Origin of the sequence: Flavobacterium microcysteis (assembly GCF_006385255.1) — a bacterium.
GTDB classification, from domain to species: Bacteria; Bacteroidota; Bacteroidia; order Flavobacteriales; family Flavobacteriaceae; genus Flavobacterium; species Flavobacterium microcysteis.
Genome location: NZ_VFJE01000048.1, coordinates 36,751 through 62,918 on the forward strand (window position 1 = coordinate 36,751; position 26,168 = coordinate 62,918).

Consider the following 26,168-nt stretch of genomic DNA (forward strand, 5'->3'; position numbering starts at 1 on the left):
AACTATTTCATGCAAAGACGCAGAGCCGCAAAGCAAGAAAAATATAAACTTATTGGAATTTGATTTTGGTATAAGATTTTAGGTAATTCATTCAATTTTTTTTGGCAGGAGAATTTTTTTGCATTGCAAAAATGTTTTGTAATCGAATGAAAAAATAATAAAAAAACAAAAAAGGCTGCTCAAAAAAGCATTCCATTGAGCTTTTTGAAAAAAATTAAATCAAATGCTTTATATTTGCATTCGAATTAAGGTTGTGATTGATTGTTACAAATCACATTAAAAGGGAATTTGGTGTAAAACCAAAGCTGTTCCCGCAACTGTAAGCTATTTAGCTTGTTGTTATCTACAAACCACTGTCCGGCACATTGCGGATGGGAAGGTAAACAACAAGACGCAAGCCAGGAGACCTGCCTTTTTTCTTAACAATTATCAAACCTTCGGGAAAAAGGTTTCGAAAATTATGATTTTTAGAAAGCTATACCTGTTTTTATTTTTCTGCATCTGCCAATCTGCATTGGCACAGCATGACAGCATCCATAATTTGAAAGTAGTAGAAATTTCAGACCTACAGCTTAAGGATTATTCGGATTCGCAGTCGGTATTGAAATTGCAGGACTCCATTATCAACAAAAACCAATCTTCGCTTACTTCATTGCTGAATTATAATTCCGTAATCTATTTTAAAGAAAATGGACTTGGTATGGTGTCTTCTCCATCTTTCAGAGGAACAACCGCACAGCAAACTGCCGTTGTCTGGAACGGAATCAATATTAATTCGCAATTGAACGGGCAGACTGATTTCAATACCATCACTACAAGAGACTTTAATTCTATAGCTGTTCGTGCCGGAGGCGGAAGTTCGATTTATGGAAGCAGCGCCATTGGCGGAAGTATCCACCTCAATAACACTATTAGTTTTAAAGAACATTTTTCTAATACGCTTCGGTTGAATTATGGCAGCTTCAATACTTTTGGTGGAAACTATAAGATTGATGCTTCTGATGGCAAATTCAGCGTTCAGATGAGTGTGTCCAGAAACAGTTCTGATAATGATTATGAGTATGTGGATTCCGACGGCAAAAACTTAAACGGACAATACCATAATACCAGCCTCAATGCAGCAGTAGGTTATAAGATTAACGATGCTAACTTTTTAAAACTATACAGTCAGGTGTTTGAAGGCGAAAGACATTTTTCGCTCATCTTTCCTTCTGAAATCCCAACCAAATATCAGGATCTGAATTCCCGTAATTTACTGGAATGGGATAGCTTTTTCGGCAAATTTGTTTCTAAAGTAAAAGTAGCCGCACTAAGCGAAAAGTATAAATATTTTGGCAACGTAAAGTCAGACAACTACACCTTTGGGCAGGTGAGGACTTATATTGGAAAATACGACCTTGCCTTTGATGCCAGTGATGCAATTAAGCTAAATGCGGTTGTTGATTTTACACAAAATAAAGGAGAAGGTTCTGATATTAAAAACGAACAAAGAAACATCGGTTCCGCCAGTCTGCTATTTAAGCATCAACTGACACAAAAAATAGGCTACGATCTAAGCTTCAGAAAAGAATTTACCAATAACTACAAAAGCCCATTTTTATTTTCTTTAGGGACGAAATGGGCAGCTACTGATTTTTATACATTAAAACTAAACGGTTCAAAAAACTTCAGAGTACCCACTTTTAATGATTTATACTGGCAACCGGGCGGAAATGAAGACCTTAAACCCGAGTCCTCGTATCAGGCAGAAATAGGAAACGAGTTCCGTTTTGCAGGTTTCAAAGTCACGCTGACCGGTTATTATATCGATATTAAAGACATGCTTCGCTGGATTCCGAATGGTTCTGTATGGTCGCCACAAAACACAGATAAAGTCCGTACCTACGGAGGTGAAGCCTTGGTCAATTGGTCAAAAAGTTTTGGAAAGCACCATTTCATGTTGAACGGGACTTATGCTTATACTGTTTCAGAAGACATGGAAAAAAAGAAACAGTTGATTTATGTTCCGTATCATAAGGCTACTTCCTCATTGAGTTATTCCTGGAACAAGCTGGCTGTAGATTACCAATGTCTGTATAACGGAGAAGTTTTTACCAGATCTGACAACAATTCACGATATAATATTGATGCTTATTTTGTAAGCAATGCCTCAGTAAGTTATGATTTTGGAAAAAAAGATTCCTGGATTGTAGGCTTTCAGGTACTGAATCTTTTAAATGAAAACTATGCCAGTGTAGAAAGCCGATTTCTGCCTGGAAGAAATTTTAATATGTATCTAACCTTAAATTTTTAAAATATGAAAAAGCTAAATAAGTTTTTTTTGATGCTGTTTGCAAGCTCACTTTTTTTGGCTTCATGTAGCAGTGATGACAGTTCTCCAAACGTATCATTAGGTCAATATGACAATGGAATGTTTGTAGTAAATGAAGGAAATTCAACCGTTACTACCAGCTCTATTACTTTTATCAGCAATTCTGGAGCTGTAGAGCAAGATGTTTTTAGAAATGTCAATCCGGGAGCGGCAGGATTAGGAACCTACCTTCAGCCAATGTTTTTTGATAATACAAGAGCTTTTATCATTTCAGGTTCGGCTAATAAAATTACAGTTGTCAACCGTTATACTTTTGAGTTTATTGCAACGATCAGTACTAACCTGGAAAACCCAAGATATGGAGCTGTAGCCAATGGTAAGGCTTATGTAACTAATGCAGGAGACTGGATGACAGGTGCAGACGATTTCTTGACGGTAATCAATCTGTCAGATTATTCTACAAGTAAGGCAACTATTGGTGTCTGGTCAGAAAAAATAATAGAAGAAAATAACAAGCTGTATATCGCTAACGGTTATGCTTATGGAGATGCTACTTCTATTACAGTTTTCAATCCGGTAACAAATAATGTAGAAACGACTATCCAACTTGGATTCAATCCTAATTCTTTTGAAGAAGAAAACGGGATCTTATATGTTTTAGGTTCTGAAAAACTTGCAAAAATCAATCTGGCTACCAATGCAGTTGTTGGAACTCCGATTACTATTTCAGCAGGAGCTAAAAACCTGAATATTGAAGACAATAAGATTTATTATACTGTGGATACGGCTGTTTATGCTATGGCTATTAATGCGACTGTAGCTCCGTCAACTCCATTGCTAACCTATCAATCCCAGTCACAAGATGGAAGAATGTATGGTTTTGCAGTAAACGATGGCAAAATTTATATTGCCGATGGTGGAGATTTCGCCTCAGACAGCAAAGCGTATATCTATTCAACAACAGGTTCCCTATTAAGAACAATTACAGTAGGAGTCGGACCAAACGGCTTTTATTTCAATTAATAATCAATTTTTTTTAACTCAATTCCATGAAACAACTTTACGGCTTTCTTGTAGCCAGCTTACTATCTTTTACCGCTCTGCCGGTTTTTGGACAAAACTTTAACGATGGCGTTTTTATCCTGAATGAAGGAGGCGCAGGTTCTAACAACGCTTCGGTTTCTTTTCTTTCCAATACAGGAGACCTGCAAAACAATATTTATGCAACAGTAAATCCAAATGACGGTGCTCTTGGAGATACGGCTCAGAATATTGCTATCCACGGTGATTATGCATATATCGTTGTGAATATTTCTAATACGATTAAAATTGTCAATAGCCAGACATTTCAATATGTAGCGACTATCAATACAGGACTTAGCAATCCAAGATATATTGCTTTTAGTAATGGAAAAGCCTATGTGACCAATTGGGGTAACGGAGGAAGTGCAACCGATGATTATGTAGCAGTAATTAATCTTTCTACCAATACAATTGAAACAAATATTGCTTTGGCAGAAGGTGTTGAAAGAATTCTGGAAATAAACGGAAAGTTGTATGTGGCGCATCAAGGGGGCTATGGTTATGGAAACACAATTTCTGTAATTAATCCTGCAACAAATACTTTGGAACAAACTATTCAGGTAGGTGATGTTCCAAATTCAATGGTAGAAAAAGATGGAATTTTATACGTGCTTTGCGGTGGAAAACCAAACTGGTCAGGATCAGAAACATTTGGAGCTTTAGTTAAAATAAATACTACAACCAATACCGTTATAGGTCAGGTTGACTTTCCTCAAAAGCATCCATCGAATTTGAAAATTGATGGCAGCAATGTGTATTATGGTATTAATGCAGATGTTTTCAAAACATCGATTACAGATACAACTGTGCCAGCAACACCTTTCTTTACGTTGCCTCCACAGAACCAGTACGGAATCTATGGCATGGAAATCATCAATAACAAGATTTATATAGGTGATGCAGTTAATTATGTAGCTAATGGTAAAGTATATGTGTATTCAACAACAGATGGAACTTTAGCGAATACCTATACTGTAGGGAAATTGCCAAATGGTTTCGTCAAAGCTGTTGATAGCAATTTGGGAACCGGAGAACATTCAAAACTGGATATTGTGCTTTATCCTAACCCCGCAACAGATTATTTATATGTAAATACAGATAAGCCGGCTACAGTAAAAATGTATGATATGGCAGGAAGACTGATAAAAAATCAAGCTTATGCTACTTCAGGAATTGGTATTTCTGAATTGAATCCGGGGATGTATGTTGTGGAAATCACAATCGATAATACAAAAAGCGTACAGAAAATAATAAAAAGGTAAGACCTAATGAAAAGAATCTTATCCCTGATGTCTCTGATGTCTCTTTCTCCGGTTTTCGCACAATCGTATGCGCCGGAAGCAGGAGTGGCAGGCTCAACAGCTATAGAACCCAATAGTCCGCTTTTTGTGGCTTGGGCTACAGGTGTTACGGTAGAGCGAGGTTATGTCAATAAGGCCAATTCAAGTCTTGTAGTTTCTGGAAGCAACCGGGCTTCGGCTGGTGTTCCTCAAAATGCGGTTGGGCCTGCCAATGGAAGCGTTGTATGTCTGGGTGATGAAGGCAGTGCAATTCTGACATTTGAATTGCCAATCATCAACGGGCCGGGATTTGATTTTGCTGTTTTTGAAAACGGAGGCCCTTCTTTTTTAGAACTCGGTTTTGTAGAAGTAAGTTCTGACGGTATTAATTTTTTTAGATTTCCGGCGCATAGCCAAACACAGACCGCTACCCAGATTGGAACTTTTGGAACACCATCAGCACCTTTTCTGAACAATCTGGCAGGAAAGTACGGTAGCAAAGGAACACCTTTTGATTTGACGGATATTCCGGACAATCAGCTGTTGGATAAGAACAAAATTACGCACGTAAAAGTAATCGATGTTGTAGGTTCGATAGATCCGTTGTATGCTACTTATGATAGTCACGGAAATGCAGTGAATGATTCTTTTCCTACGCCGTTTAATTCAGGAGGATTTGACCTGGATGCCGTAGGTGTAATCCATCAAAGTACGTTAGGTATAGATGATGCTTCCAGAAAAGCAATCGCTTTGTATCCAAATCCGGCTTCAGAAAAATTCTATATCCGTAATCTGGAAGAGACAGGCAAGATAACAATCTATGACCTGTCTGGCAGAATTGTTTTTGAAAAAAATATCCAAGACGAGGAAGCTATTCCAGTTTCGGGATTAAATACGGGAATGTATATAGTAGAGATACATACCGGAACAAAAAAGGTTAATGAACGTTTGGTTGTGAAATAATTTTGCAACCGTTGATAACAAAAAAGGCTTCCTGATCAGGAAGCCTTTTTTGTTTTTTTATTATTGATTAAAACTTGAAAAAATCTTTAATTCCATCCGGAACCTTATCGATATACATTTCAGTTCCAAATTGCTGCATTGACTTACGATCTTTGAAAGGTTCGTATGTTTTTTCAGGCTGTTGGCCTCTTCTTCTTCCTACGTTTGTAATCTGTGAAATGGCAATGCTCAAAAGTGGTTCTGTAGGCTCACCAAGAACTCCAAGGTTTCCTAAATCTTCAACTTGAGGAGTAGTAGGAGTCAGACCATTTTGATATTCTCCAAATCCTGCAGAGTTTACAATTTTAAAACAGATAGGCTGCATCGCATATTTATGGCGATTGGAGCGTCCTTGTTTTGCAAATGAAGGCGAGTCATATAAAGTTACTGACCCTACATTTTTTCCAGTTGTAACATCTCCAATCTGTACCACCTCAATATAAGGTTTTAGTCCGTTAATGACTAATTCGCTGGCAGAAGCCGTACTTTTTGAAGTCAATACATATACTTTAGTCAGGTTTAGGCTGTTTATAGCATTGCCGCTAATGTTATTTGAAAATCGGTTAATAAGCTGTTCCGGATCGTTGTCATTAAAATAATCTTCAATTTTGGTATTCCATTCCTGTTTGGCAAAAACTTGACCGCTAAATTGGCCGGTTATCATACTTGCCAGATAGGCAGCTGATTTGACTGCGCCACCTGAATTGTATCTCAGGTCTAATACCAGCTCGGTTATGCCTTCTGATCTGAACTGGCCAAATGCTGTATTCAGGTTGTTGTCATATTCTCCGTAAAAACCATTATACATTAAATAACCTATCTTATGAGTATCTTGAGTTAGAATCTTACTGATTAGGATTGGGTTTTCAGCCAGTGTTGTTTTGGTCAATGCTATAGAACGTGTATTTGGAGTGATGTTCCCGCCATCATAGTCAGCCAGATTTAAGGTATAATTCTGCCCCGCAAGCAATTCTCTGTAATTATTGACAGTTAAAGGAGTTCCATTCACGGCATAAAAAATATCACCACGATGGATATCTTTAGAGGAAGCATCAGAATTTGGAATGATATAACGTACCCATCCAAAAACTTCATCAGAGCCTGCCGTTTTTCGCAACAGCTGATAATCGACTCCGTTATTAGCCGTATTTCCGCTAAGAACGCCTTCTAAAACGCTATAATCGCTATAAATGACGCTAAACCTGTCGGTAGTCGGATAATTGTTCAAAAGACTGTAAAACAAATCTTCCGGTGAGCTAAAACCATTAAGATAAGCATTCAATTCACCCTGATTAGGGAAGCGGCTATCAGAAAGATCAGTTACATCAGCTTGCCAGTAGTAATATAAATTAAGACCTTTCCATATAAAATCGTTAATTTTTAATTGCCTTGGAACTTCAATATCATCAAGGTCATCCTGACAAGCAAAAAAGCTGGAAATTCCGATGAATAAAAGGATTGCGAATATAAAGGTCTTTTTCATAAACAAGATATCTTATAGGTATAGCAATATAATTAACGTAAATTTAGAAGTTTTAGTCTTAATTTCAATTTTTTCTTGTAACAAAAAATAAAGTGGCTCGTCTTGATTATATAACCGACCAATTAAAAGTCAAATAATGAACCAAACTGAGTTTGTAAAACTGATAACTCCTTTTAAGGATAAAGTCTTTCGGCTTGCCAAACGTCTGCTTGTCAGTACGGAGGAAGCAGAAGATGCAACGCAGGAAGTTTTGGTCAAGCTTTGGGATAAAAAAAATGGGTTGGACAAGTATAATAGTGTTGAAGCTTTTGCCATGACAATTACAAAAAATTATTGCTTGGATCAGCTGAAATCAAAAAGAGCCGGAAACCTCCAGATTGTACATAATAATTATACAGACGGACAGGCCGGAATGCAAAAGCAACTTGAAGACCGGGATAGTTTAGGATGGGTCGAAAAAATTATCGACGGACTTCCAGAACAACAACGAATGATAGTACAGTTTAGAGATGTTGAACAATATGAATTTGAAGAAATTGCCAAAATGATGGATATGAATGAAACCGCAGTGCGAGTTGCGCTTTCAAGAGCAAGGAAGACGATTAGAGAATTTATGACAAAAACACACAATTATGGAATTGGATAGAATAGAAATATTATTAGAAAAATACTTTGAGGGAGAAACCTCTATTGCCGAAGAAAAAGAGTTAAAAGCTTATTTTTCATCTGCAGATGTTGCGCAGCATTTGGAGCATTACAAGGCAATGTTTGGTTATTTCTCTTCAGCAAAAGAGCAAAAGTTTGAGCAGCAGATTCCACTAAAATCTAGAAAACTACAGGTAGCGTGGTTGTCAGTTGCAGCATCAATTGTAATTATGCTGGGCATGTTTACATTTTACAACAGAAACATCAATCAGAGCGAGGATTTAGGTACCTATAACGATCCTGAAAAAGCGTTTGAAGAAACGCAAAAAGCCTTGAATTTGTTGTCAAAGAATGTGAATGTAGGCGTTGAAAGTATGCAATACGTTAATGAGTACCAAGAATCAAAAAACTTAATATTTAAAAATTAGAAAAAATGACAAAATTTATAATTACCCTAGCTTTAGCCTTAGTTCCAACTTTCTTTTTCGGACAGTCAGCATTTGATAAATTTGACGGGCAAGATGATATTACTTCTGTAGTAATAAACAAAAAAGCATTTGAAATGCTTGGAGAAGTGAAACCAGATGTAAAACAAAAAGAAGCGGCAAAATACATGAAGATGGCCAACAATATTGATAGTTTCAAATTGTTCTCTACTTCAAGTATCAAAAAAGCGGCAGATATGAAATCAGCATTCGATTCTTACCGAAAAAAAGAAGGTCTTGAAGAATTAGTAAGAGTAAATGATGAGGGAAAAAATGTGATGATTTACATGAAATCAGGAAAAAGCTCTTCTAAAGTAAAAGAATTGCTTATGTTTATCGACGGAGGGGATAAAAAAGGCGAAGAAACAGTCTTGATTTCTCTAACAGGCGATATTGACCTGGCCAACCTTGACGGTTTGTCAAAATAAGAAATGCATAAAAAAATCAGTAAATACAACTAAAATGAAGAAGTTTTTAATAACAGCAATCCTAGCATTAATGCCGCTCACCTTTTTTGCGCAGTCAACTTTTGACAAGTATGACGGGCTTGAAGGAGTAACAGCAGTCATCGTAAACAAAAAGATGTTTGAAATGATGGGAAACATCAAGGCGGACGACAAAGAATCACAACAATATATGAATCTGGTCAAAAAGCTTGATAACTTGAGAGTATTCGTTACATCGAATCCTAAAGTAACGTCTGATATGAAAGTGACTTCTGATAAATATCTTAAGTCTGCTGCCCTGGAAGAACTCATGAGAGTCAACGATGGCGGAAAAAATATCAAGATTTATGTCAAATCAGGAGGCTCTTCTACAAGAGTAAAAGAACTGCTGATGTTTATCGAAGGCGGTGGCAAAGACGAGACAGTCTTGATGTCTTTGAGAGGTGATTTCGACCTTAACGACGTATCGGCATTGACAGACAATCTTCCGGGTGGAGACGCATTGAAAAAAGGATTAAAAGGTTCTAAGGGACCGAAAGGACCAAAAGGACCGAAAGGCCCAAAATAAAAAGAAAGCCATGAAAAAACTTGCAATAGTAGCAGCGTTATGCCTTATGTTATGGAGCTGCAATTCAGAACCAACCTTACAGCAGTATTTTGTTGAAAACACGGAATCAAAAGATTTTATAGCTCTTGATCTTACGACAGACATATTAAAATTGAATAAATCTGAAATTTCTGCCGATGAAAATGCGGCGCTGGAAACCTTAAAAAAGATGAACATCTTAGCATTTAAGGCGGATGAAAAAAATCCGGCGAAGTTTGAAACAGAACGTGCTAAAATTAAGACTATCCTGAAGAATGAAAAATATCAGGAACTTATTAAGGTTAATTCCGGAAAAGAAGGTGGAGCCGTATATTTCGTAGGCAAAGATGATGCGATTGATGAGTTTGTGCTTTATGCCAATAAAAATGATGCAGGTTTTGCTGTAGTCAGAGTGTTGGGCAAGAATATGTCTCCAACATCAATAATGACAATGCTTTCTGTATTGAAAAAAGCAGACCTGGATATTGAGCAGCTAAAGCCGCTTCAAAAAATGGTACCGAATTAGATTAGGTTGTTATGGTTAGTTATAAAAGCGTCCGATTATTGGGCGCTTTTATTTTTTACGGAATTCCTGTCTGAAGTATTTAAAAGGAACCAATAGCATTCCGAAACATTCCCCATCTTCTTTTCCGATATGCTTGTGGTGCATTTTGTGTGCCCGCCTTACGGCTCTCGCATACCGGTTGTCTGTATTTCTGAATAGCTTAAACCGTTGATGGATAAAAATGTCATGTACCAAAAAATAGGCGCAGCCATAGGCAAAGATTCCTAAGCCAATAGCCAGTCCTATTTCAAGAATATCGTTTTGCCATAAAAGAAAAAAGATAATACTGATGACAGCATAAATGATAAAAAAAGAGTCATTCCTTTCAAACCACGAATCATGGTCTTTTTTATGATGATCAGCATGTAATTTCCATAAAAAACCATGCATGATGTATTTATGGCTAAACCATGCCATGAATTCCATGATGCAGAATGTAAGTATAAAAACAAGCAGATGTAACCACATAATACAAATTATAAAATGTTCAATTTATAGCTGAAATAGCATTTGGCAAACAGGCTTAGCTTTTCATAATCAGGAACACGTATGCGTGTGGTTCTTATTTTAGCCGAAGGTGTTTTCTTCAACTTATATAACAGTTTTTTATAATAAACATAGGCAGTATATACGCCAAGTTTTGCTTCGATAGGCAGTTTTAAAATGCCTTCGTAACCATATTTGAAATCATTTTCAATTTCGTCTATGATTTGTTTTTTTGAGGCTTCATCCAGTTGTTCCAGATTTGCATTTGGGAAATAGGTGCGGTTAAGGCTTTCAAAATCTTCTTTCATATCTCTCAGAAAGTTTACCTTCTGAAAAGCAGAGCCTAGTTTCATGGCACTATGCTTTAATTCTTCATATTTTGCGGAATCACCTTTTACAAATACTTTTAAGCACATCAATCCCACAACATCTGCAGAACCGTAGATGTAATTGTGGTATTCGTCTTTGTTGTTGCATTCTGTTTTGGTGAGATCCCAACGCATGCTCGCCAAAAAAGCTTTAATGAGGTCTATAGGAATGTCATATTTTTTTACGGTATGCTGAAATGAATTTAATATGGGATTCAGGCTGATGCCATCTTCTAAGGCACTATAAAAATCCTGCTCAAAAGAATCAAATAATTTTTTCTTGTCGTATTCATGAAAGCTGTCTACAATTTCATCCGCAAATCGTACAAAACCGTAGATGTTGTAAATGTCCTGTCGGATTGTAGGCGAAAGCATTTTTACGGCAGAAGAAAAAGAGGTGCTGTACGCCTTGGTCACGTTCTTGCTGGATTCAAAGGAAATGTGGTCAAAAATAGCTTTCATGGTGGTGTAGTTTAGCAATTCTAAGATTTGTTCTTCTGGATGAGTTCTGAAACCAATTTTCCTGAAATCAATGCAGGAGGAACTCCGGGTCCAGGAACCGTCAACTGGCCTGTAAAATATAGGTTTTTGACTTTTTTGCTTTTGAGCTTGGGCCTTAAAAAAGCAGTCTGCAAAAGCGTATTCGCCAATCCGTATGCATTTCCTTTATAGGAATTGTATTCTTTTGTAAAATCATTGATGCAAAAGGACTCCTTAAAGATAATATTATTTCGAATGTTTTGTCCGGTAAGTTTTTCAAAACGTTTGATGATTTTGTCAAAATAAACGTTTCTCAATTCTTCTGTATCGGTTATGCCAGGAGCCAAGGGAATTAAAAATATTCCGGCCTCTTTTCCTTCAGGAGCTGCATTTTCATCTGTTTTTGATGGGAAACTGGCGTAAAACAATGGTTCTTCAGGCCATTTCGGGTCGTCATAGATGGCGGCGGCATGTTTCTCAAAATCCACATCAAAAAATAAAGTATGATGCTCTACATCAGTTATCTTTTTGTCAAAACCTACATAAAACAGTAGGCTGGATGGTGCAAACGTTTTTTTATTCCAATATTCTTCCGTGTAGGCACGGTATTTTAGCGGCAATAGAGTTTCTGTATGATGGTAATCAGCACCGCTTACAATAATGTCAGCTTCTATTTTAGTTCCATTGACGATAAGTCCTTCTGCTTTTCCGTTCGCTACACTAATTTCATCAATAACAGCATTTGTCTTTATTTCTACGCCTAATTCTACTGCCAGTTTTTGCATGGCTTCGACTACAGCATACATTCCGTTTTTTGGATGCCAGGTTCCGAGTCCGAAATCGGCAAAATTCATAAAACTGTAGAACGATGGCGTATCCGAAGGTTTAGCGCCTAAAAACAGTACCGGAAATTCCAATATCTGAATCAATTTTTTGTTCTTAAATCGTTTGCGTACATCTTTTGAAATGTTGCCAAAAAATTGCCCGACCTTTAGCATTGTTTCCGGCGTTATCAGTTCTAAAGGAGAAACCCCGGGACGATAAACCAAATTCTTTATAGCGATGTCATAATTGCTTTGGGCCTCCGAAATAAATTCTTTTAGTTTTTGTGAACTGCCTTTTTCTACATCTTCAAACGCTGAGGCAATCTGTTCCAGATTGTCGGCAATAGTAATGCTATCTTTTTCTCCAAAATAGACTTTGTAAGCCGGGGATAATTTGGACAAATCATAATAGTCTGATGGCTTTTTTCCAAAATCAGCAAAGAACCTTTCAAAAACATCAGGCATCCAGTACCATGTTGGCCCCATGTCAAAAACAAAACCATCTTTTTTTAGTTGTCGGGCACGTCCTCCAGTAGTTGCATTTTTTTCATAAATCACTACAGAATGGCCTTGTTTTGCCAAGTAGCACGAAGCTGCTAAAGCAGAAAAGCCCGAACCTATGATTTTGATGTTTTTGCTCATATTGTTTAACAAATATAGCGAAATGATAAACAGAATTGAGGTTTTAAGAAATAATTATAGTTTGTTTAGCGCCTTCTGTATAGCAGTAAGTACGGAAATTTTTGGGTTGAGGTTTTCCAATTCAATATGATTGGCCATTTTTCCTAAAATCCAAAATTCAGTACTGTCAGTATTCAAAATTTCAGACTGAACTTTTTTAAGATAGTCAGGAATAGTATCGGTTTCGGGTGCAACAGTCCAGTATGTCAGGAATACTATATTCTGAAAATGGGCAGACAGTCCTTTTAAATTTTCAACTGGAACGGATTGTCCTAAATAAACAGTTTGATATCCGTGACAAAGAATCTCATAATTAAGATATAGTAGTCCCAACTCGTGAATTTCATTTTGTGGTAGGTACAATACAAAAACTTTGTCTTTTTTGAGCGGTTCTACAAGCTGCAGCTGCTCGATATTGTTTATTAATTTTTGACGAACAAGATAACTGATGAAGTGTTCATGGGCAGGCGTGATTGTTCCGGTTTGCCAGAGCAATCCAATCTCATTCAACAATGGAATGAATAATTCCTTAAAAATTTCCCGGAACGATTTAGCGATAAGTAGATTGTCATAAGTGGTATGGAACAGCTTTGTATCAAAATTCATCATTGCTATTTTAAAAGAACTGATAGCCTGATGTTGTATATTCTTATCTGAAACGATTTCACTTACAAGTTGCGGAATCTTTTCAGGTGGGAACTTTGAGATTTTTGAGATTTTATAACCATGACTGTGTAACAGCGTAATGTTAAGCAGCTTTTGTAGGTTTTCAGCATCGTATAGCCTGATGTTTGTGGAAGTACGCATCGGCTCAAGGATATTATACCTTTTCTCCCATATCCGAATGGTATGGGCCTTTATGCCGGATAAATTTTCCAGGTCTTTGATACTGAAAACACTTTTAGTGCTGTTCATTGTTTTTGACAGTTTGTTAAACAAAAATAATAAAATAAATCAGTATTGGGAATAGGGTGAAAATTAGAAGGTATAAAAAAACGCAACCTACATAATGCAGATTGCGTTTTTAGGGTTTCTAACTAACTAACAATTTTATCGATTACTGTTTACAGAATTTGGGATGTTTGAATTGGCATCAATTTCTTCTTGCGGAATCTTAAGCTCGAATCGTTTATCGTCAGGTGCCAGATTAATTTGAGTCCTATGATTTCCAGTTCGGGTAATTCCACGTAACAAACGTTTTGCATCAAACCATTCAACACCATTTTCACCGTAAAGTTCTTTTCTTCTTTCTGTTAAGATAAGTTCAAAAAGAGCATTGCCCGAAGCTGTTGAAGCTTGTGCCTGGTTGTCTCGATTCAAACGAATCGCATCCAGCAATTCTCGTGCTCTGGTCTCGTTGCCCAAACGATATTCGGCCTCAGCTTCAATCAAAATCAATTCCGGGTAACGGAGGATAGGAATATCGGCATCAAAAGTAAACTTGAACTTTGAAGTCACAAATTCTTGCCAGTCACCAACAGGGGCATTATAAAGATTTGAAAACAAATTTCTAACATCAGTGGCTGAAAACAGGCTGACAAAATCATCATTGACAAATGTCCCGTGATACGCTACAGCCACGTGATCCATCATGGCGTGTGGATGAGACATGTAATACGCACTTTGGTCTGCCGTTTGTGGCAAAGCCCATAACCATTCTCTGGCATTAAAATCATTAAATCCTTTGGAATAGCTAGCTGCATCCAAAACCGAAGCGGTGTTTCCACCATAGGCTTCATGGGCGGTTGTCTTGGCATTATCCCAATCTCCAACATATTGATATACTTGTGCTAAAAAAGCCTGTGCTACCTGCTTGTTGATATACGATTTGTCGATTCTTTCGTCTGACAAACCAGCGACAGCCGTTTCAAGATCGGATAAAATCTGGCCGAAAAACTCTGTTTTTGTCGATAGACCTTTTCCTTCAGATGTCGGCTCCGTATAAATAGGAGGGAATTGCAAATTTTTAGGAGATTGACAAGCATCACCAAATTCCAAAGCCAATTGGAAATAATAAAATCCTCTGAGCGCTAAAGCCTGCGATTTTGTTTCCCGCTTGTCTTGCTCTGAAAGCTGACTGCTGGAATCAATTCCTTGAATCAGGTTGTTCAACTGGTCGATAATTTTATATGAAAATCTCCATGTAAAATTAGGTCGTGTATAGGTCGCCTCCCGATTTTGGAAATCATAATCGTCACCAAACCAGATTTGTTTCTGGATTAACGATTCGCCTTTTACGCTTCTTGCAAAATAAATAGACTGCAATCCGGCTGCCTCATTGTTAAGGAATTGCCCGCGGTTCAATCGCAAGATTCCTGCAATAAATGCATCGACACCCGCACGGTTGCTAAAAATAACATCGGGAGTGACATTATTTGTTGGCTTCGGATCGTCTAAGAAATCCGAAGAACATCCGGTCTGCAAAAGGCTTGCGGATAGAAGGGCGAGTAAAATATATGTTTTTTTCATGTCTTTAGGTATTAAAAATTAAGGTTGAATCCTAATGTCACGGTTCTTGAAAGCGGCGACCTGAAATTGGTTGTACCGTTAATACTTTGTTCCGGATCGATTCCTTTATGCGATTGGAAGGTCAGCAGGTTATCCGCCTGAAGGTAAACTCTTGCCTGATTGATTTTCAAATTATGAATGTTCTCAATCGGAAGACTGTATCCTATTGTTAAGGCCTTTAATCTCAGGTAATCGTTTTTGTACAAGAATCGTGTCGAAGCAGCAGCAAAATTATTGGTCGAGTTTAACAGTACCGGTATATTGGTAATGTCTCCCGGTTTTGTCCAACGATTTTCAATGTCAGGTGAGCTTTGTCTGCCTCTTGAAATTCCGCCCATCAATGCAGCATAATCCGAATCATAAACATAAGAACCTAAACTAAAATTGAACAAAGCACTTGCGTCAAACCTTTTATATTGGATAGAGTTTGTAATACCTCCAATGATTTTAGGAAGTGCCGATTTGTTATAATATCTGGTTGCTTCGTCATAATCTTTGGTAGTTTCCTTACCAACAACAGCGCCGTTAGCATCTGTTACATCTTTATACCACATAGCATAACCGTCATTTGGATCAACACCGGCATAGTCTCTCAAATAAAAATCATAAAGAGAGCGGCCTACTTCCCAACGGTTTAATCCCGTGATAAATGAATCCTGTGTTAGTTCTGTAATCTTATTTCTGTCTAAAGAGAAATTCAGATTCGTATTCCATGAGAAATTGTCAGTTTTGATGTTATGCGATGTCAAGCTTACTTCAAGTCCGTAATTTCTTAGAGAGCCCGCATTGGTCAAAACACTTGTATTTCCGGTTGATGATGGGATAGGGACATTGTATAAAAGGTCAATTGAGCTTTTGTTGTAATAATCTACCGAACCTTCCAGACGATTGTTGAAAAGGGCAAAGTCCAATCCGATATTGAATGATGCCGTTTTTTCCCAAGTCAGGTTTTTATCAACTCGGTCGCCTAATAATACACCAGGGTTTTCTAATTGGCTGAAACCTGTTTCAAAACTTTGGATATACGGAAAGTACGAAGCCGTTTGATTGTTACCCAACTCACCGTATGAAGTTCTTAATTTTAATAGGTTGAGAACATTGCTGTCTTTTAAGAAATTCTCATCCGAGATTATCCAGGAAGCTCCAACGGAGTAGAAATTACCCCAACGTACATCTTGTGAAAATCGGGAAGAACCATCTCTTCTATAGGAAGCTTCAAGGAAATATTTGTTTGCAAAATCATAACTCACTCTTCCTAAGAAACTGTTCAAACGGTCTTCCAAAACGTAACCATCTATAGATTCAGGAGTTGTTCCACCGCCAATAACAGTCACTCCAGGCAAGAATCCGGTCGAAGAAGCTGCAAACAGGTCATTTTTAGATTGGTAAGCTTCGTAAATTACATCAACACCAACAGAATGATCTCCAAAATTATTGTCATAACGCAATGCATTGATGAAGTTTATGGTTTTGGTGCTTGTCTTTTCACGACTTACCCTACCATTAACGCTTGATGCTTGTCCATAAACCGAACTCATGTATTCCTTAGCATCATAGTTGTAATCTTCATAAGCCAGATTGGTCTTGAAGGAAAGCTTGTCTGTCAATAAAAACTTAGCATATCCGTTAAGATTTACATTGCTTCTGTTGTTACGGTTTTGATCGTTATAAAGTGAACCTACAGCATTATCACCACTCATTAACGGACGTACTCCATTAACCAATTGAGCTGTATTTCCGTAGTCAAAAATATTTCCAGCAACAAGACTGCCATCAGGATTTCGCCTGTATACAGGATATACGCTTGGCATTGCATAAATCCAGCTCATGGTACTTGTGAAGGAAGTACCGGATTGTACCGGAAAGTTTTGTCGGGATGCAGAATAGGCAACATTACTGCCCACTTCAAGCCAATCATTTACCTTGGTGTCAAGGTTCAATCGGAATGTGGAACGTTCAAACTTTGATGTTTTTACCAATCCGTCCTGATTCAGGTAATTTCCAGAAAAGAAATAGGTTGTGTTATCGCTACCACCGCTTACGTTGAAATTGTATTCATTCCTAAAACTTTGGTTTCTGAATAGCTCATCTTTCCAATTGGTTTGCCAGTTTAATTGGGCATTCGGATTTAACTGCCCGTTCGAATCGATAATGTTTGGAACATTATACGGATTGTATCCCATAGCACTGACCAAACCTGAAGCGGCATTGTTAGCTGCATTTTCAGGAGTCTGTCCCTGCACATACTGATAGGTGTTTTTTCTGGCTTCCCATAAATATTTTACATAGTCGTTAGTGCCCAAAACCTCGTGCGTTTTCACTGCATCACTGGATATTCCTGATGAAACTCTAAAACTTACCTGAGGCAACGAATTTCTTTTACCTGATTTTGTTTTGATAACAACAACTCCATTGGCGCCACGAGAACCGTATAAAGCCGTAGACGCTGCATCTTTCAGAACGTTCATAGATTCAATCTGGTCAGAACTAATAGAGTTAATGTTTCCGTTAAACGGAACACCGTCAACAATAATCAGGGGAGAGGCCGATGCATTAATCGAACCGATTCCTCTGACACGTATCGTTGGACTTTCACCCGGCTGTCCGCTCGAATTAATAACGCTGACACCCGGAACGGAACCTTGTAAGGCAGAAATAACTGAAGTGGCCTGTTGTTTTTCCAAAACTTCGCTGCTCACTTTTCCAATAGCACCAACAACCGCACGTTGTTTTTGTGTACCATAGGCAACAATTACAATTTCGTCTAACCCAACACTTTCATCCAAAAGTTGTACTGTCAGACTGGATTGACTTCCAACCTTAATTTCCTGGGTTTTGTATCCCAAAAAAGTAAAGACAAGAATATCATCAGGAGTTGCTTTAATAGTGAACTTTCCATCGAAATCGGCTTGGGTTCCGAGTGTGGTGTTTTTTACTGTTACAGTAACACCGGGGAGCGAAAGGCTGTTCGCATCAGTAACATAGCCGGAAATTTCCTTTTCTTGCGCTGCTGCTATTAGCGCATTGAGAAGCAAAAATCCGAATAGAATTTTTGATAGTTTACTCTTCATTTTTAAAAGATTTGATTAATTTTAGCAGCATACACTTACACGTATCGTTTTTTAGCTGCTATAAAAAACGGCACAAAAAAAGGAGGCTCGCACAAGCCTCCTTTGTTTTATACAAAGTTGAGGTCTTACAATTTTAAGAGATGTCCATACACCAATAACTCATTGATGCATTGCCATACATTGAAGTAGAATTTGTACAGCAGGTTGTAGCATTATGCCAACAACATTTACATAGCATCATACCCTCTAAAAAGCCAAAAAAGTTTTTAGATTTTGAAAAAGTGTTTTCGCTGATGTATGTAAGCTGATTCATTTTTTAGATTTTACTATTTGATTTAGCATCAAATTATTAGTCCATATTTCTGTGGCAAATTTATTTAATAAAATAGTTTAATTCTGTAAATGATATTAAAATCAGTATATTTTTCTTTTTAAGTTAATTTTAATAGTATGTTTATGTAGTTTTGTAGCGAGCATTTTATCCAAAACAGAAAATCATACTATGACAACACTAGACGCAACCGATAGAAAATTGCTGTTAGAGCTTCAAAAAGACGCAAAACAATCAATAAAACAGCTGGCAGAGAAAGTAAACCTGTCAATTACGCCTGTTCATGAAAGAATCAAAAAGTTGGAATCATCGGGAGTGATCCAAAATTATGCGGCTGTAATTGATCCAAAAGCCTTGGGTAAAAAATTGCTGGTGTATTGCCAGGTAACGCTTGTCAGACATCAGGAATCGCTTTTTGAAGAATTTGAAGCTTATGTTTTAGGACTTGATGAGGTATTGGAAGCTTCTTATATTGCAGGAACCTATGACTTTTTATTAAAACTTTTGTTGGATGATATGGAAGATTATCAAAACTTTGCCGTACACAAAATCTCCAAGCTTGAAATTATTTCCAATATCAAAAGCGCTTTTGTAATCAGGAGTATCAAAGAAAGTTCAGTAATCAACTGCCTGTAGAATAGGAGAGAAGCCGTGTTTTTCAAGGCCTTGATTCTAAAGAATAGAAATTGCTGATATTAAAATCAGATTTATCCATGAATATATTTATATGTTTCGATATGTTTTGTAATTTTGTAATGGATTTACCAGATAAATCTTTATCATAATTATGATGATGGATAACAAAAAAATAGAGAAAATATCCAAAGCCTTAAGCGATGTAAGCCGGATTGCTATTCTACAGCAATTCAAAAAAAAACATGATGGCGTTTATTGTGCTGAGGTTAATGATATGCTGGACCTTACGCAGCCTTCTGTTTCCCATCACCTTAAACAATTGGTAGATGCCGATCTTCTTATTCCAGAAAAAGAAGGAAGAAACCTAAAATACTCACTCAACCAAAAAGTGCTTGACGATTATATTGCCTGCCTGAATAACCTGAAAGGTTAGCTTTACTTGTCCACAATTTTTTTAATCTTTATTATTAATAGAAACATTTAAATATTTGAATTAATGAATAAATCAATCTATATAATGGCTTTAGGAGCCTTCGGTATCATTACCACAGAATTTGGAGTTATTGGTATTTTGCCCACGCTGGCTAAAGAATTTCAAGTTTCAATTGACACAGCTGGCTGGCTGTTAAGCGCTTTTGCTTTGACCGTTGCGGTTGCGGGTCCTTTTACAACCATGCTGACTGCTAAAATAAACCGTAAAACAATTATGTGTGCTGTTTTAGCAACCTTTGTACTTTCGAATCTGCTTTCGGCCATTTCTCCCAATTTTACCATGTTGATGATTGCCCGTATCGTGCCTGCTTTCCTGCATCCTGTTTTTTGGGCGGTATCTATGTCGGCGGCAGCTAAACAAGCCGGGCCTAAAGACGCTCCAAAAGCAATTTCTGTTGTTATGGCAGGTCTTAGTGTGGCGACTGTTTTGGGTGTGCCTATCACAACGTATATGGCCGATCTTTTTGATTGGAGAGCTTCCTTTATCCTGGCTGGAGTCATAAATCTTGTTGCTTTTGTTGCCCTGGCTGTTTTTGTACCTTCAATGCCGGTGGAAGAAAAGCCGTCTGCGGAAAATCAGGTTAAAGTATTAGACAAGCCGCAAGTATGGTTTAAGCTTTTCACATCACTGATTATTGTAGCAGGAATGTTTGCAACGTATGGTTATCTGGCTGAATTTATGGATAAGATTTCGCACATGAATGGAACAGAGATTAGCATCATGTTGTTGGTTTTTGGTATTACCGGTATTGTAGGAAACTGGCTTATGGGAATTGCACTCAGCAAGAATGTAATGTTGACCAACCGATTGTTTTTACTTTCCCTGATCGGAATCCATTTATTGGCGTATCAATTTGGAGGTGCTTTTGTTCCGATGGTTATTATTCTTTCTATATGGGGATTCATACACACGGGAGGTTTTCTGGCAGCCAACATCCATATCATAAACGGCGTTCCTGAACAGGCGCTTGAAAGTGTAAACGGACTGATGCCTTCTTTCTTTAATGCGGGTATTACCTTAGGAACTTTGTTAGGAGGTTTTGTCATAGCACATTATGGTGTGCATGAAGTTATTTGGTTAAGCGTTCCTTTACTGTTGCTGGCTTTTGGATTTACTTTTATTACGTTAGAAAAGAAGCGTAAGGTAGTAGTAGAAGCAATAGAGATAGAAGAATTAATAGAAGAAGAAGCCGAACCAGTCAAGGTCGTTTCTTGTGAATAATTTTTTAATGACTATCGAGAAGCTTATAATTTAGCCACAGATTAGGGAAATTACACAGATTTTGTGATTTCTACCAATGGAAGAAGATAGTTGCGGCTTAGCGTCTTTGCGAGCAACTATTCTCTCGCAAAGACGCTAAGTCGCAAAGTTTTTAGAATGTATTTTGGTATAAATTTTTTGAGAATTATTAATAGAAAAGGCCCCATAAGAGGCCTTTTTCTGTTTATTGCTTTTCGTAAGTAAATTCCGTTCCGTCTGCTGCGATAATTCCATTAAAAAGAACCAGCGTTTTGTCAGATAAAAGGATGTACACCTTTTCTTCATTATTGAATTTGATGCTGTAATTGGCTTTTTTGTCGTTGATAGCTACATTATCTTCCGGAGTAATAGAAAAACTGCCACTTTCGGTTTTTTTTCCATCGGTATATCTTTCAAAATTCTGTCCGTCGAATTTGAAATAATTGCCATTGCCGGCTTTGAGATTAGGATTAGCTCCGGCAACTTGTATTCCTGCAATATGCCGGAGTTCCCATGTTCCGTTTAGTTCCGGACCAGTTTCTTTTTTGGAACAGCTAATGACTGTAAAAAGGACAATCAAGCCGAACGATACTCTAAAAATGTTTTTCATAGAATTTTTATTAAAATGTTAGCAAGCAACCAAATTAATAAAATAGTAAGAAAAAAGAAGGTTTTTGTAAGTAATTATTTAATCCTGAGTCCTTTGATTTTTCTTCTTCTTTAAGAAATCAAAGGAGTCAAGCCTTCGGATATAGGAAATTTTAAAATTTCCAGAAAATAGGCTGACATTAGCATTGTCGTTATCTGAAAAGGCAGAAAATATGGTATTGTTTACATATGAAAAGCCAGCAGACCAGTTTTCAGTATTGTATCCTAAGGCTACACGTGGAAATAACGTTGGATAAACTTCAATTCTTTCTTTGCCAAAGGTGTTGAATTTTTCAGAACCAATATTAACTCCTACTGTTGTGGAGATCCCGGCAAACCATCTTTTATTGATGACCCATAGATAGGCATAACCTCCGCTTACTCCGAATTGAAAATTATGTAACGAGTTTCTTTTCTCATGCACGAAGGAACTGTCGGATTCTATTTTTGAAAAATAAACGCCACCGCCAATCAGAAAACTCCCAGCTGATTTCAGTTGCTTCTCATTCTGGTTGAAGGCCGCTCTGTATGAAAATTTCTTATTATTGAAGACATATTGTCCAAAGACACCATATTGCTGAATTTTCAGATCCGGATAAAGAGCAAGCACATTGCCGGATTCATCTTCTGCATAAAATCCACGATATCGCTGAATAAAAACATCAAAGATGAATTTCTTCCCATAATTGTGTATCTGAAGGTCCAATGCTTTGGTTTTCCCTTTTTCTTTGTCTCTCATAAAATTAAATCCCTGCCCATAACTGACATTTACAATCGTATTGTTTAATGAAAATCCCAATCCGATATTAGGAGGATTGTTGGGCATGAATTTTTTATATTCTTCGGTACCTGTCTGTTGTTCCATTGACAGGAAATTTATAGCAAGATAGGTTCGTAATGAGAATTTATGTTCATAAGGCTTGATATAGGTGCTATCGCGCTGTGCCCATACACAAGACGTCATAAGAATAGAGAAAAGGAAAATATAAGGTTTCATTGTGGTAGAAAACGCAAATTGCCTGTCAGGATTATTCATTGTAGAAAAAATCTTTATAAAAGTAATAAAATAAATGAGCAGGAAAAACATCAGGTTATAATAATGTGACGTTTTTGATTCTGAATATCAGAAAAGAGTAGGGTTTGTATTGTTTTGTAATACAGTTGTTTATAATGCTGTCGTAAAATTGTCGTAATAATGACGCCCTGTATTTATCATTAAATTCAAGTTGTATTCCGAATCTTGCATAAAAAAAGAAATCGGGATGAAAACTTTAAAAAAAATCTTGCTGGGACTACTTGTCCTTTTTGTGGTATCATTGATTGGTGGCTATTTTTATTTTGAAAAAAAATTCTCGCCACCTGAAAATTACCTCGATGTTTCTGGCATTTCAGAAGATATACCAATGCAATGGGAAGGAGATGATGAAAATCCATATGCTGCTCTTCTTTTACCAGTCCGGATTAAAGGAATAGATAAGCCTTTTTTTATGCAGTTGGATTTGGGTTCGCCGGTTACTGTATTCTATAAGAACTCGTTGGAATCTGTCAAGAGCTTATTTCCCGATAAAATTCCGATGAGTACAGAAAAAGGAAAAATTGCATTGGATTTTTTGCTTCAAAAAATGAAGGTTTCGTCAGGTGCTTATGAGGTATTGGATTATGGCAGTAAAGCTGATTTTGAAAATCCCGATGCCCGGAATATAATTGGCACTATTGGCACAGACTTATTAGAAAAAAGAATTATCACGTTGGATTTTAAGAACAGCCGCTGCTCTTTTTCCAAAACAATAGAAGAGCGTGATTTTTCCAAATTTGAATTTAAAAAGCGAAGAATATTAATTCCTGCAACGATTGGCGATGAAAACCTTAAGCTGATGTACGATTCGGGAACCAGCGGTTATGAGCTTATTATGAATAGGGACAAATGGGAAAAATACAAGACAAACAATACAATAAAAACTGAAAAAGGAAATTCATGGGGGAAAGAGCTGAAGGTAATTACTGCTCTGTCAGATCAGGAAATAAGATTTGGAAACAAAATACTCCAACTTTCTGAAGTGACCTGCATAGAAGGAACCTCAAAAGCACAAAACTTTTTGATGAAACTCTCAGGAATGCAGGGAATGATTGGAAATAAGCTATTTCTCAACCGGAAGATAATTTTGGATTGTGGGAATCAGGTATATAAAATTGAATAGAATGAATAAGTAAAAAGACAAGCTCTGTTTTTGAGCCTGTCTTTAAACACAATCTACGGCTAATCTTCACCGGAATCATTAATTATGCCTTCTTCTAGGCAATCTAAAACCTGAATAAGCAATTGTTCTAATGGTTTATCAGCCTGGGTTCTCGTGAGCATAGGCGTCAGATGTTCGTCCCATAATTCATCAAACTCATCCTGATGGTAGCGAACCAGCCCAAACTGATGGCTGTCGTCGAAATAAATATAAAATGCCTCCTCCAGTTGCCAATCATAACGATATAGGCCAATACATTTATAATTCGTATTGATATAATCAATTTTTGTTTGAGATATATGATTGAATTCAGGGCGATCATTACCCCAAGAATGTTTTATGGCATCTATGAGTCCCAGAGAATACCGTTTGTCAAAATTTTGCTCTGCTTTCAGTTCTTCGAGCAATCTGAAAACCGACGGTATGTTGATATGATAATCTTCAGACTGATTCCATATACCACCTGACTGTTGATAGAACTTTTGTAATGCAGTAGGTACTTCCGTTTCAAAATAAGTAGAAAGTTCATTGAGTTGCTCAGTAGAAGCCGGCTCCGTATTTCTTACCCTAAACCAGTCTGTAAAATCTTCATCAAGTTGATGAGTAATTACTTCGTTGAATTCTTTAATTCGTGCTTTTAATAATTTCATGGTATATATATTATTGTTAATTAAACGAGTTTTTAGTTCCTAGAATCAAATAGTCGTTTCTGGATGCCAACGTTTGCCAGTTTCGTAGTCAATGTTCAATTTGAGAATTGTCTGTTTTAATACTTTAAAACAGCGAATGGCTTACTGATAGCAATATCGTTAGATAGGAGTCTGTTTGAACAGCCTTTCATCCTCTGAATCAGTTGTGTAGTAGTTGCGATCTGATAGTGTCAGATGCTTGATAGTGTTTAATTGTGTGTACATGGCGTTTAATTTGATAACGTAAAAATCAAACAAAAAATACAATTTTCAATATATTTTGTGTTTTATTTGTGATATTGTTTTAAAATGATTAATTATGTTTGTTTGAAATAGCCAGAGATTTTAGCACTAAATGTGCTTGTATATAAAGTTAGATAATCGTTCTTCGATTGTTTATTGCCAATATAAATGCCAACTAAAAATAGTTTACCATGAAAAAGCAAGTTTACTACACTTATTATTATCAATAGCAAGACTTATTCTCAGTTTAGCGAATCAGATGCGATAACCATTTCTTAAATCTGAAAAAGAAGATACTATACTCCCATAAAACATTTCGGTAGGATTCAATAGTAGAAATTCTATTGAACGTTAGCACTGACAATCTGCCTTTGGCAAAATAAGATTGTTATTTGGCATTTATATGTCAAATTGTTTTTAAGCCCAACAAACTATATTCTGTATCTGCTAAAATAAATTTAGCAAGTGCATATGTAAAAAAATGGGCATATGAACACCAATGTTATTATTAATTATGCTAGGCTCAAATTGCCTTTATTCTTGTTGCCAATATTTCTCTTAGTTGTAGTTGTTCTGTTTCTCTATAGCCAAAATGCTTTGTGTGTTGAAGGCTATGTACAAATTCAAAAGGACAGTTTCTTTTTTATCAATCAGTATCTGGGGCAATACCCATACCTACAGATCAATCTTACCCAATTAGGAGATGCCCTGGTTATTTTGTCGCTTTTAAGTATTTTCTTCATTTATGCTTCAAAAGTCTGGGAATCTCTGTTGTCAGGCTCATTGGTTTCTTTGTTATTGGCCGGTTTGCTAAAAAAAATATTTGCCATACCACGGCCTGCAGCTGTATTTAGTGATGATAGTTTTATTATCATCGGGAAAAAATTAACTGGACATAACAGCTTGCCTTCTGGGCATTCTATTACAGTCTTTACTGTACTTACTGTTCTGCTGTTTTCGTTTATGCCTAAGAGTTTGAAATCAAAAATCGCATGGTATTTGGCAATTATAGCTGCAGGGTTGGTGCTTGTTTTTACGCGAGTAGGAGTAGGAGCCCATTATCCGCTTGATGTTATAGTAGGCAGTATCGTCGGATATATCTCAGGACTTGCAGGTATCTTTATCAGTCGGAAATACAGACTCTGGGGCTGGATTTGCAATAAAAAATACTGTCCTGTTTTTATTTTGTTATTTCTAATCTGCTGTATTTTGCTTACCTTCAGAATAATTAATCAAAATCTGGTATTGTTTTATCTCGCAACAGCTAGCTTAATCGTCTCGCTGTATAAAATTATTACTATCTATGTTAAAAAATAATCTGAAAATCATTTTTCTGTAAGTAAACTCC

Annotated in this window: 25 protein-coding genes and 1 riboswitch; of the genes, 14 read left to right on the forward strand and 11 right to left on the reverse strand. The window is 36.9% G+C overall.

What is annotated here, in order from left to right; genetic code table 11:
• The first annotated feature begins 231 nt into the window (after positions 1–231).
• Positions 232–429: riboswitch (cobalamin riboswitch) on the forward strand.
• Between the two features lie 31 nt (positions 430–460).
• Genes FJA49_RS01370 through FJA49_RS01385 form a run of 4 tightly spaced genes read left to right on the forward strand, consistent with a single transcriptional unit; the run spans position 461 to position 5,637 of the window.
• The gene (locus FJA49_RS01370) at positions 461–2,293 is read left to right on the forward strand and encodes a TonB-dependent receptor plug domain-containing protein (RefSeq protein ID WP_139998064.1); all 1,833 of its coding nucleotides are present in this window, start codon (positions 461–463) and stop codon (positions 2,291–2,293) included.
• Positions 2,294–2,296: 3 nt separating this feature from the next.
• Entirely contained in the window at positions 2,297–3,334 is a 1,038-nt protein-coding gene (locus FJA49_RS01375; protein WP_139998066.1) for a DUF5074 domain-containing protein, read from the forward strand.
• Positions 3,335–3,360: 26 nt separating this feature from the next.
• Positions 3,361–4,656 (forward strand): DUF5074 domain-containing protein, encoded by a 1,296-nt coding sequence (locus FJA49_RS01380; RefSeq protein WP_139998068.1) that lies wholly within the window; start codon positions 3,361–3,363, stop codon positions 4,654–4,656.
• 6 nt (positions 4,657–4,662) lie between these two features.
• Entirely contained in the window at positions 4,663–5,637 is a 975-nt protein-coding gene (locus tag FJA49_RS01385; RefSeq protein ID WP_139998070.1) for a T9SS type A sorting domain-containing protein, read from the forward strand.
• A 67-nt stretch (positions 5,638–5,704) separates the two neighbouring features.
• Here the strand turns inward: FJA49_RS01385 and FJA49_RS01390 are convergent, their stop codons facing one another.
• Positions 5,705–7,159, reverse strand: a complete 1,455-nt coding sequence (locus tag FJA49_RS01390) for a S41 family peptidase (RefSeq protein WP_139998072.1) — start codon at positions 7,157–7,159, stop codon at positions 5,705–5,707.
• A gap of 136 nt (positions 7,160–7,295) precedes the next feature.
• Here FJA49_RS01390 and FJA49_RS01395 point away from each other — a divergent pair, with 136 nt between their 5' ends.
• Genes FJA49_RS01395 through FJA49_RS01415 form a run of 5 tightly spaced genes read left to right on the forward strand, consistent with a single transcriptional unit; the run spans position 7,296 to position 9,847 of the window.
• Positions 7,296–7,805 (forward strand): RNA polymerase sigma factor, encoded by a 510-nt coding sequence (locus FJA49_RS01395; protein ID WP_139998074.1) that lies wholly within the window; start codon positions 7,296–7,298, stop codon positions 7,803–7,805.
• Positions 7,792–8,232, forward strand: a complete 441-nt coding sequence (locus tag FJA49_RS01400) for a hypothetical protein (protein ID WP_139998076.1) — start codon at positions 7,792–7,794, stop codon at positions 8,230–8,232. The genes FJA49_RS01395 and FJA49_RS01400 overlap by 14 nt, the downstream gene beginning before the upstream one ends.
• A 5-nt stretch (positions 8,233–8,237) precedes the next feature.
• Positions 8,238–8,717, forward strand: a complete 480-nt coding sequence (locus tag FJA49_RS01405) for a DUF4252 domain-containing protein (RefSeq protein ID WP_139998078.1) — start codon at positions 8,238–8,240, stop codon at positions 8,715–8,717.
• A 34-nt stretch (positions 8,718–8,751) separates the two neighbouring features.
• Positions 8,752–9,303: a DUF4252 domain-containing protein gene (locus tag FJA49_RS01410; protein ID WP_139998080.1), complete on the forward strand. Its 552-nt coding sequence runs from the start codon at positions 8,752–8,754 to the stop codon at positions 9,301–9,303.
• 10 nt (positions 9,304–9,313) lie between these two features.
• A complete protein-coding gene (locus tag FJA49_RS01415; protein WP_139998082.1) occupies positions 9,314–9,847 on the forward strand; it encodes a DUF4252 domain-containing protein in 534 nt (177 codons plus the stop codon).
• 48 nt (positions 9,848–9,895) lie between these two features.
• Here FJA49_RS01415 and FJA49_RS01420 read toward each other — a convergent pair whose 3' ends face one another.
• From FJA49_RS01420 to FJA49_RS01450, 7 genes are all read right to left on the reverse strand, one after another.
• Positions 9,896–10,354 carry a sterol desaturase family protein gene (locus FJA49_RS01420; RefSeq protein WP_139998084.1) on the reverse strand — a complete coding sequence of 153 codons (459 nt, stop codon included), beginning with the start codon at positions 10,352–10,354 and terminating at the stop codon, positions 9,896–9,898.
• Between the two features lie 8 nt (positions 10,355–10,362).
• Positions 10,363–11,202: a phytoene/squalene synthase family protein gene (locus FJA49_RS01425; protein ID WP_139998085.1), complete on the reverse strand. Its 840-nt coding sequence runs from the start codon at positions 11,200–11,202 to the stop codon at positions 10,363–10,365.
• A gap of 20 nt (positions 11,203–11,222) precedes the next feature.
• Positions 11,223–12,686, reverse strand: coding sequence for a phytoene desaturase family protein (locus tag FJA49_RS01430; protein ID WP_139998087.1), 1,464 nt, complete (start codon positions 12,684–12,686; stop codon positions 11,223–11,225).
• Positions 12,687–12,740: 54 nt separating this feature from the next.
• Complete coding sequence (locus tag FJA49_RS01435) at positions 12,741–13,640, reverse strand: MerR family transcriptional regulator (RefSeq protein WP_139998090.1); 900 nt, start codon at positions 13,638–13,640, stop codon at positions 12,741–12,743.
• A gap of 135 nt (positions 13,641–13,775) precedes the next feature.
• Complete coding sequence (locus FJA49_RS01440) at positions 13,776–15,194, reverse strand: RagB/SusD family nutrient uptake outer membrane protein (protein ID WP_139998093.1); 1,419 nt, start codon at positions 15,192–15,194, stop codon at positions 13,776–13,778.
• An 11-nt stretch (positions 15,195–15,205) separates the two neighbouring features.
• Entirely contained in the window at positions 15,206–18,304 is a 3,099-nt protein-coding gene (locus FJA49_RS01445; protein WP_139998095.1) for a SusC/RagA family TonB-linked outer membrane protein, read from the reverse strand.
• Between the two features lie 133 nt (positions 18,305–18,437).
• Positions 18,438–18,617: a hypothetical protein gene (locus FJA49_RS01450; RefSeq protein WP_139998097.1), complete on the reverse strand. Its 180-nt coding sequence runs from the start codon at positions 18,615–18,617 to the stop codon at positions 18,438–18,440.
• A 189-nt stretch (positions 18,618–18,806) separates the two neighbouring features.
• Here FJA49_RS01450 and FJA49_RS01455 point away from each other — a divergent pair, with 189 nt between their 5' ends.
• The 3 genes from FJA49_RS01455 (at position 18,807) to FJA49_RS01465 (ending at position 20,985) form a co-directional block, all read left to right on the forward strand.
• Entirely contained in the window at positions 18,807–19,271 is a 465-nt protein-coding gene (locus FJA49_RS01455; RefSeq protein ID WP_139998099.1) for an Lrp/AsnC family transcriptional regulator, read from the forward strand.
• Positions 19,272–19,428: 157 nt separating this feature from the next.
• Positions 19,429–19,704, forward strand: coding sequence for an ArsR/SmtB family transcription factor (locus tag FJA49_RS01460; protein ID WP_139998100.1), 276 nt, complete (start codon positions 19,429–19,431; stop codon positions 19,702–19,704).
• Positions 19,705–19,767: 63 nt separating this feature from the next.
• Positions 19,768–20,985 (forward strand): MFS transporter, encoded by a 1,218-nt coding sequence (locus FJA49_RS01465; protein ID WP_139998102.1) that lies wholly within the window; start codon positions 19,768–19,770, stop codon positions 20,983–20,985.
• A 223-nt stretch (positions 20,986–21,208) separates the two neighbouring features.
• On the opposite strand, the gene FJA49_RS01470 is transcribed toward FJA49_RS01465, so the two are convergent.
• Both FJA49_RS01470 and FJA49_RS01475 read right to left on the reverse strand, forming a co-directional pair.
• On the reverse strand, positions 21,209–21,613 hold the full coding sequence (locus FJA49_RS01470; protein WP_139998104.1) for a lipocalin family protein: 405 nt from the start codon (positions 21,611–21,613) through the stop codon (positions 21,209–21,211).
• 78 nt (positions 21,614–21,691) lie between these two features.
• Positions 21,692–22,687 carry a DUF4421 family protein gene (locus FJA49_RS01475; RefSeq protein ID WP_158629429.1) on the reverse strand — a complete coding sequence of 332 codons (996 nt, stop codon included), beginning with the start codon at positions 22,685–22,687 and terminating at the stop codon, positions 21,692–21,694.
• 226 nt (positions 22,688–22,913) lie between these two features.
• On the opposite strand from FJA49_RS01475, the gene FJA49_RS01480 reads away from it, so the two are divergent.
• On the forward strand, positions 22,914–23,849 hold the full coding sequence (locus FJA49_RS01480; protein ID WP_139998108.1) for a hypothetical protein: 936 nt from the start codon (positions 22,914–22,916) through the stop codon (positions 23,847–23,849).
• 59 nt (positions 23,850–23,908) lie between these two features.
• Here the strand turns inward: FJA49_RS01480 and FJA49_RS01485 are convergent, their stop codons facing one another.
• Positions 23,909–24,538 carry a hypothetical protein gene (locus FJA49_RS01485; protein WP_139998110.1) on the reverse strand — a complete coding sequence of 210 codons (630 nt, stop codon included), beginning with the start codon at positions 24,536–24,538 and terminating at the stop codon, positions 23,909–23,911.
• Between the two features lie 771 nt (positions 24,539–25,309).
• Here FJA49_RS01485 and FJA49_RS01490 point away from each other — a divergent pair.
• Positions 25,310–26,137 carry a phosphatase PAP2 family protein gene (locus tag FJA49_RS01490; protein ID WP_139998112.1) on the forward strand — a complete coding sequence of 276 codons (828 nt, stop codon included), beginning with the start codon at positions 25,310–25,312 and terminating at the stop codon, positions 26,135–26,137.
• Positions 26,138–26,168 lie beyond the last annotated feature (31 nt).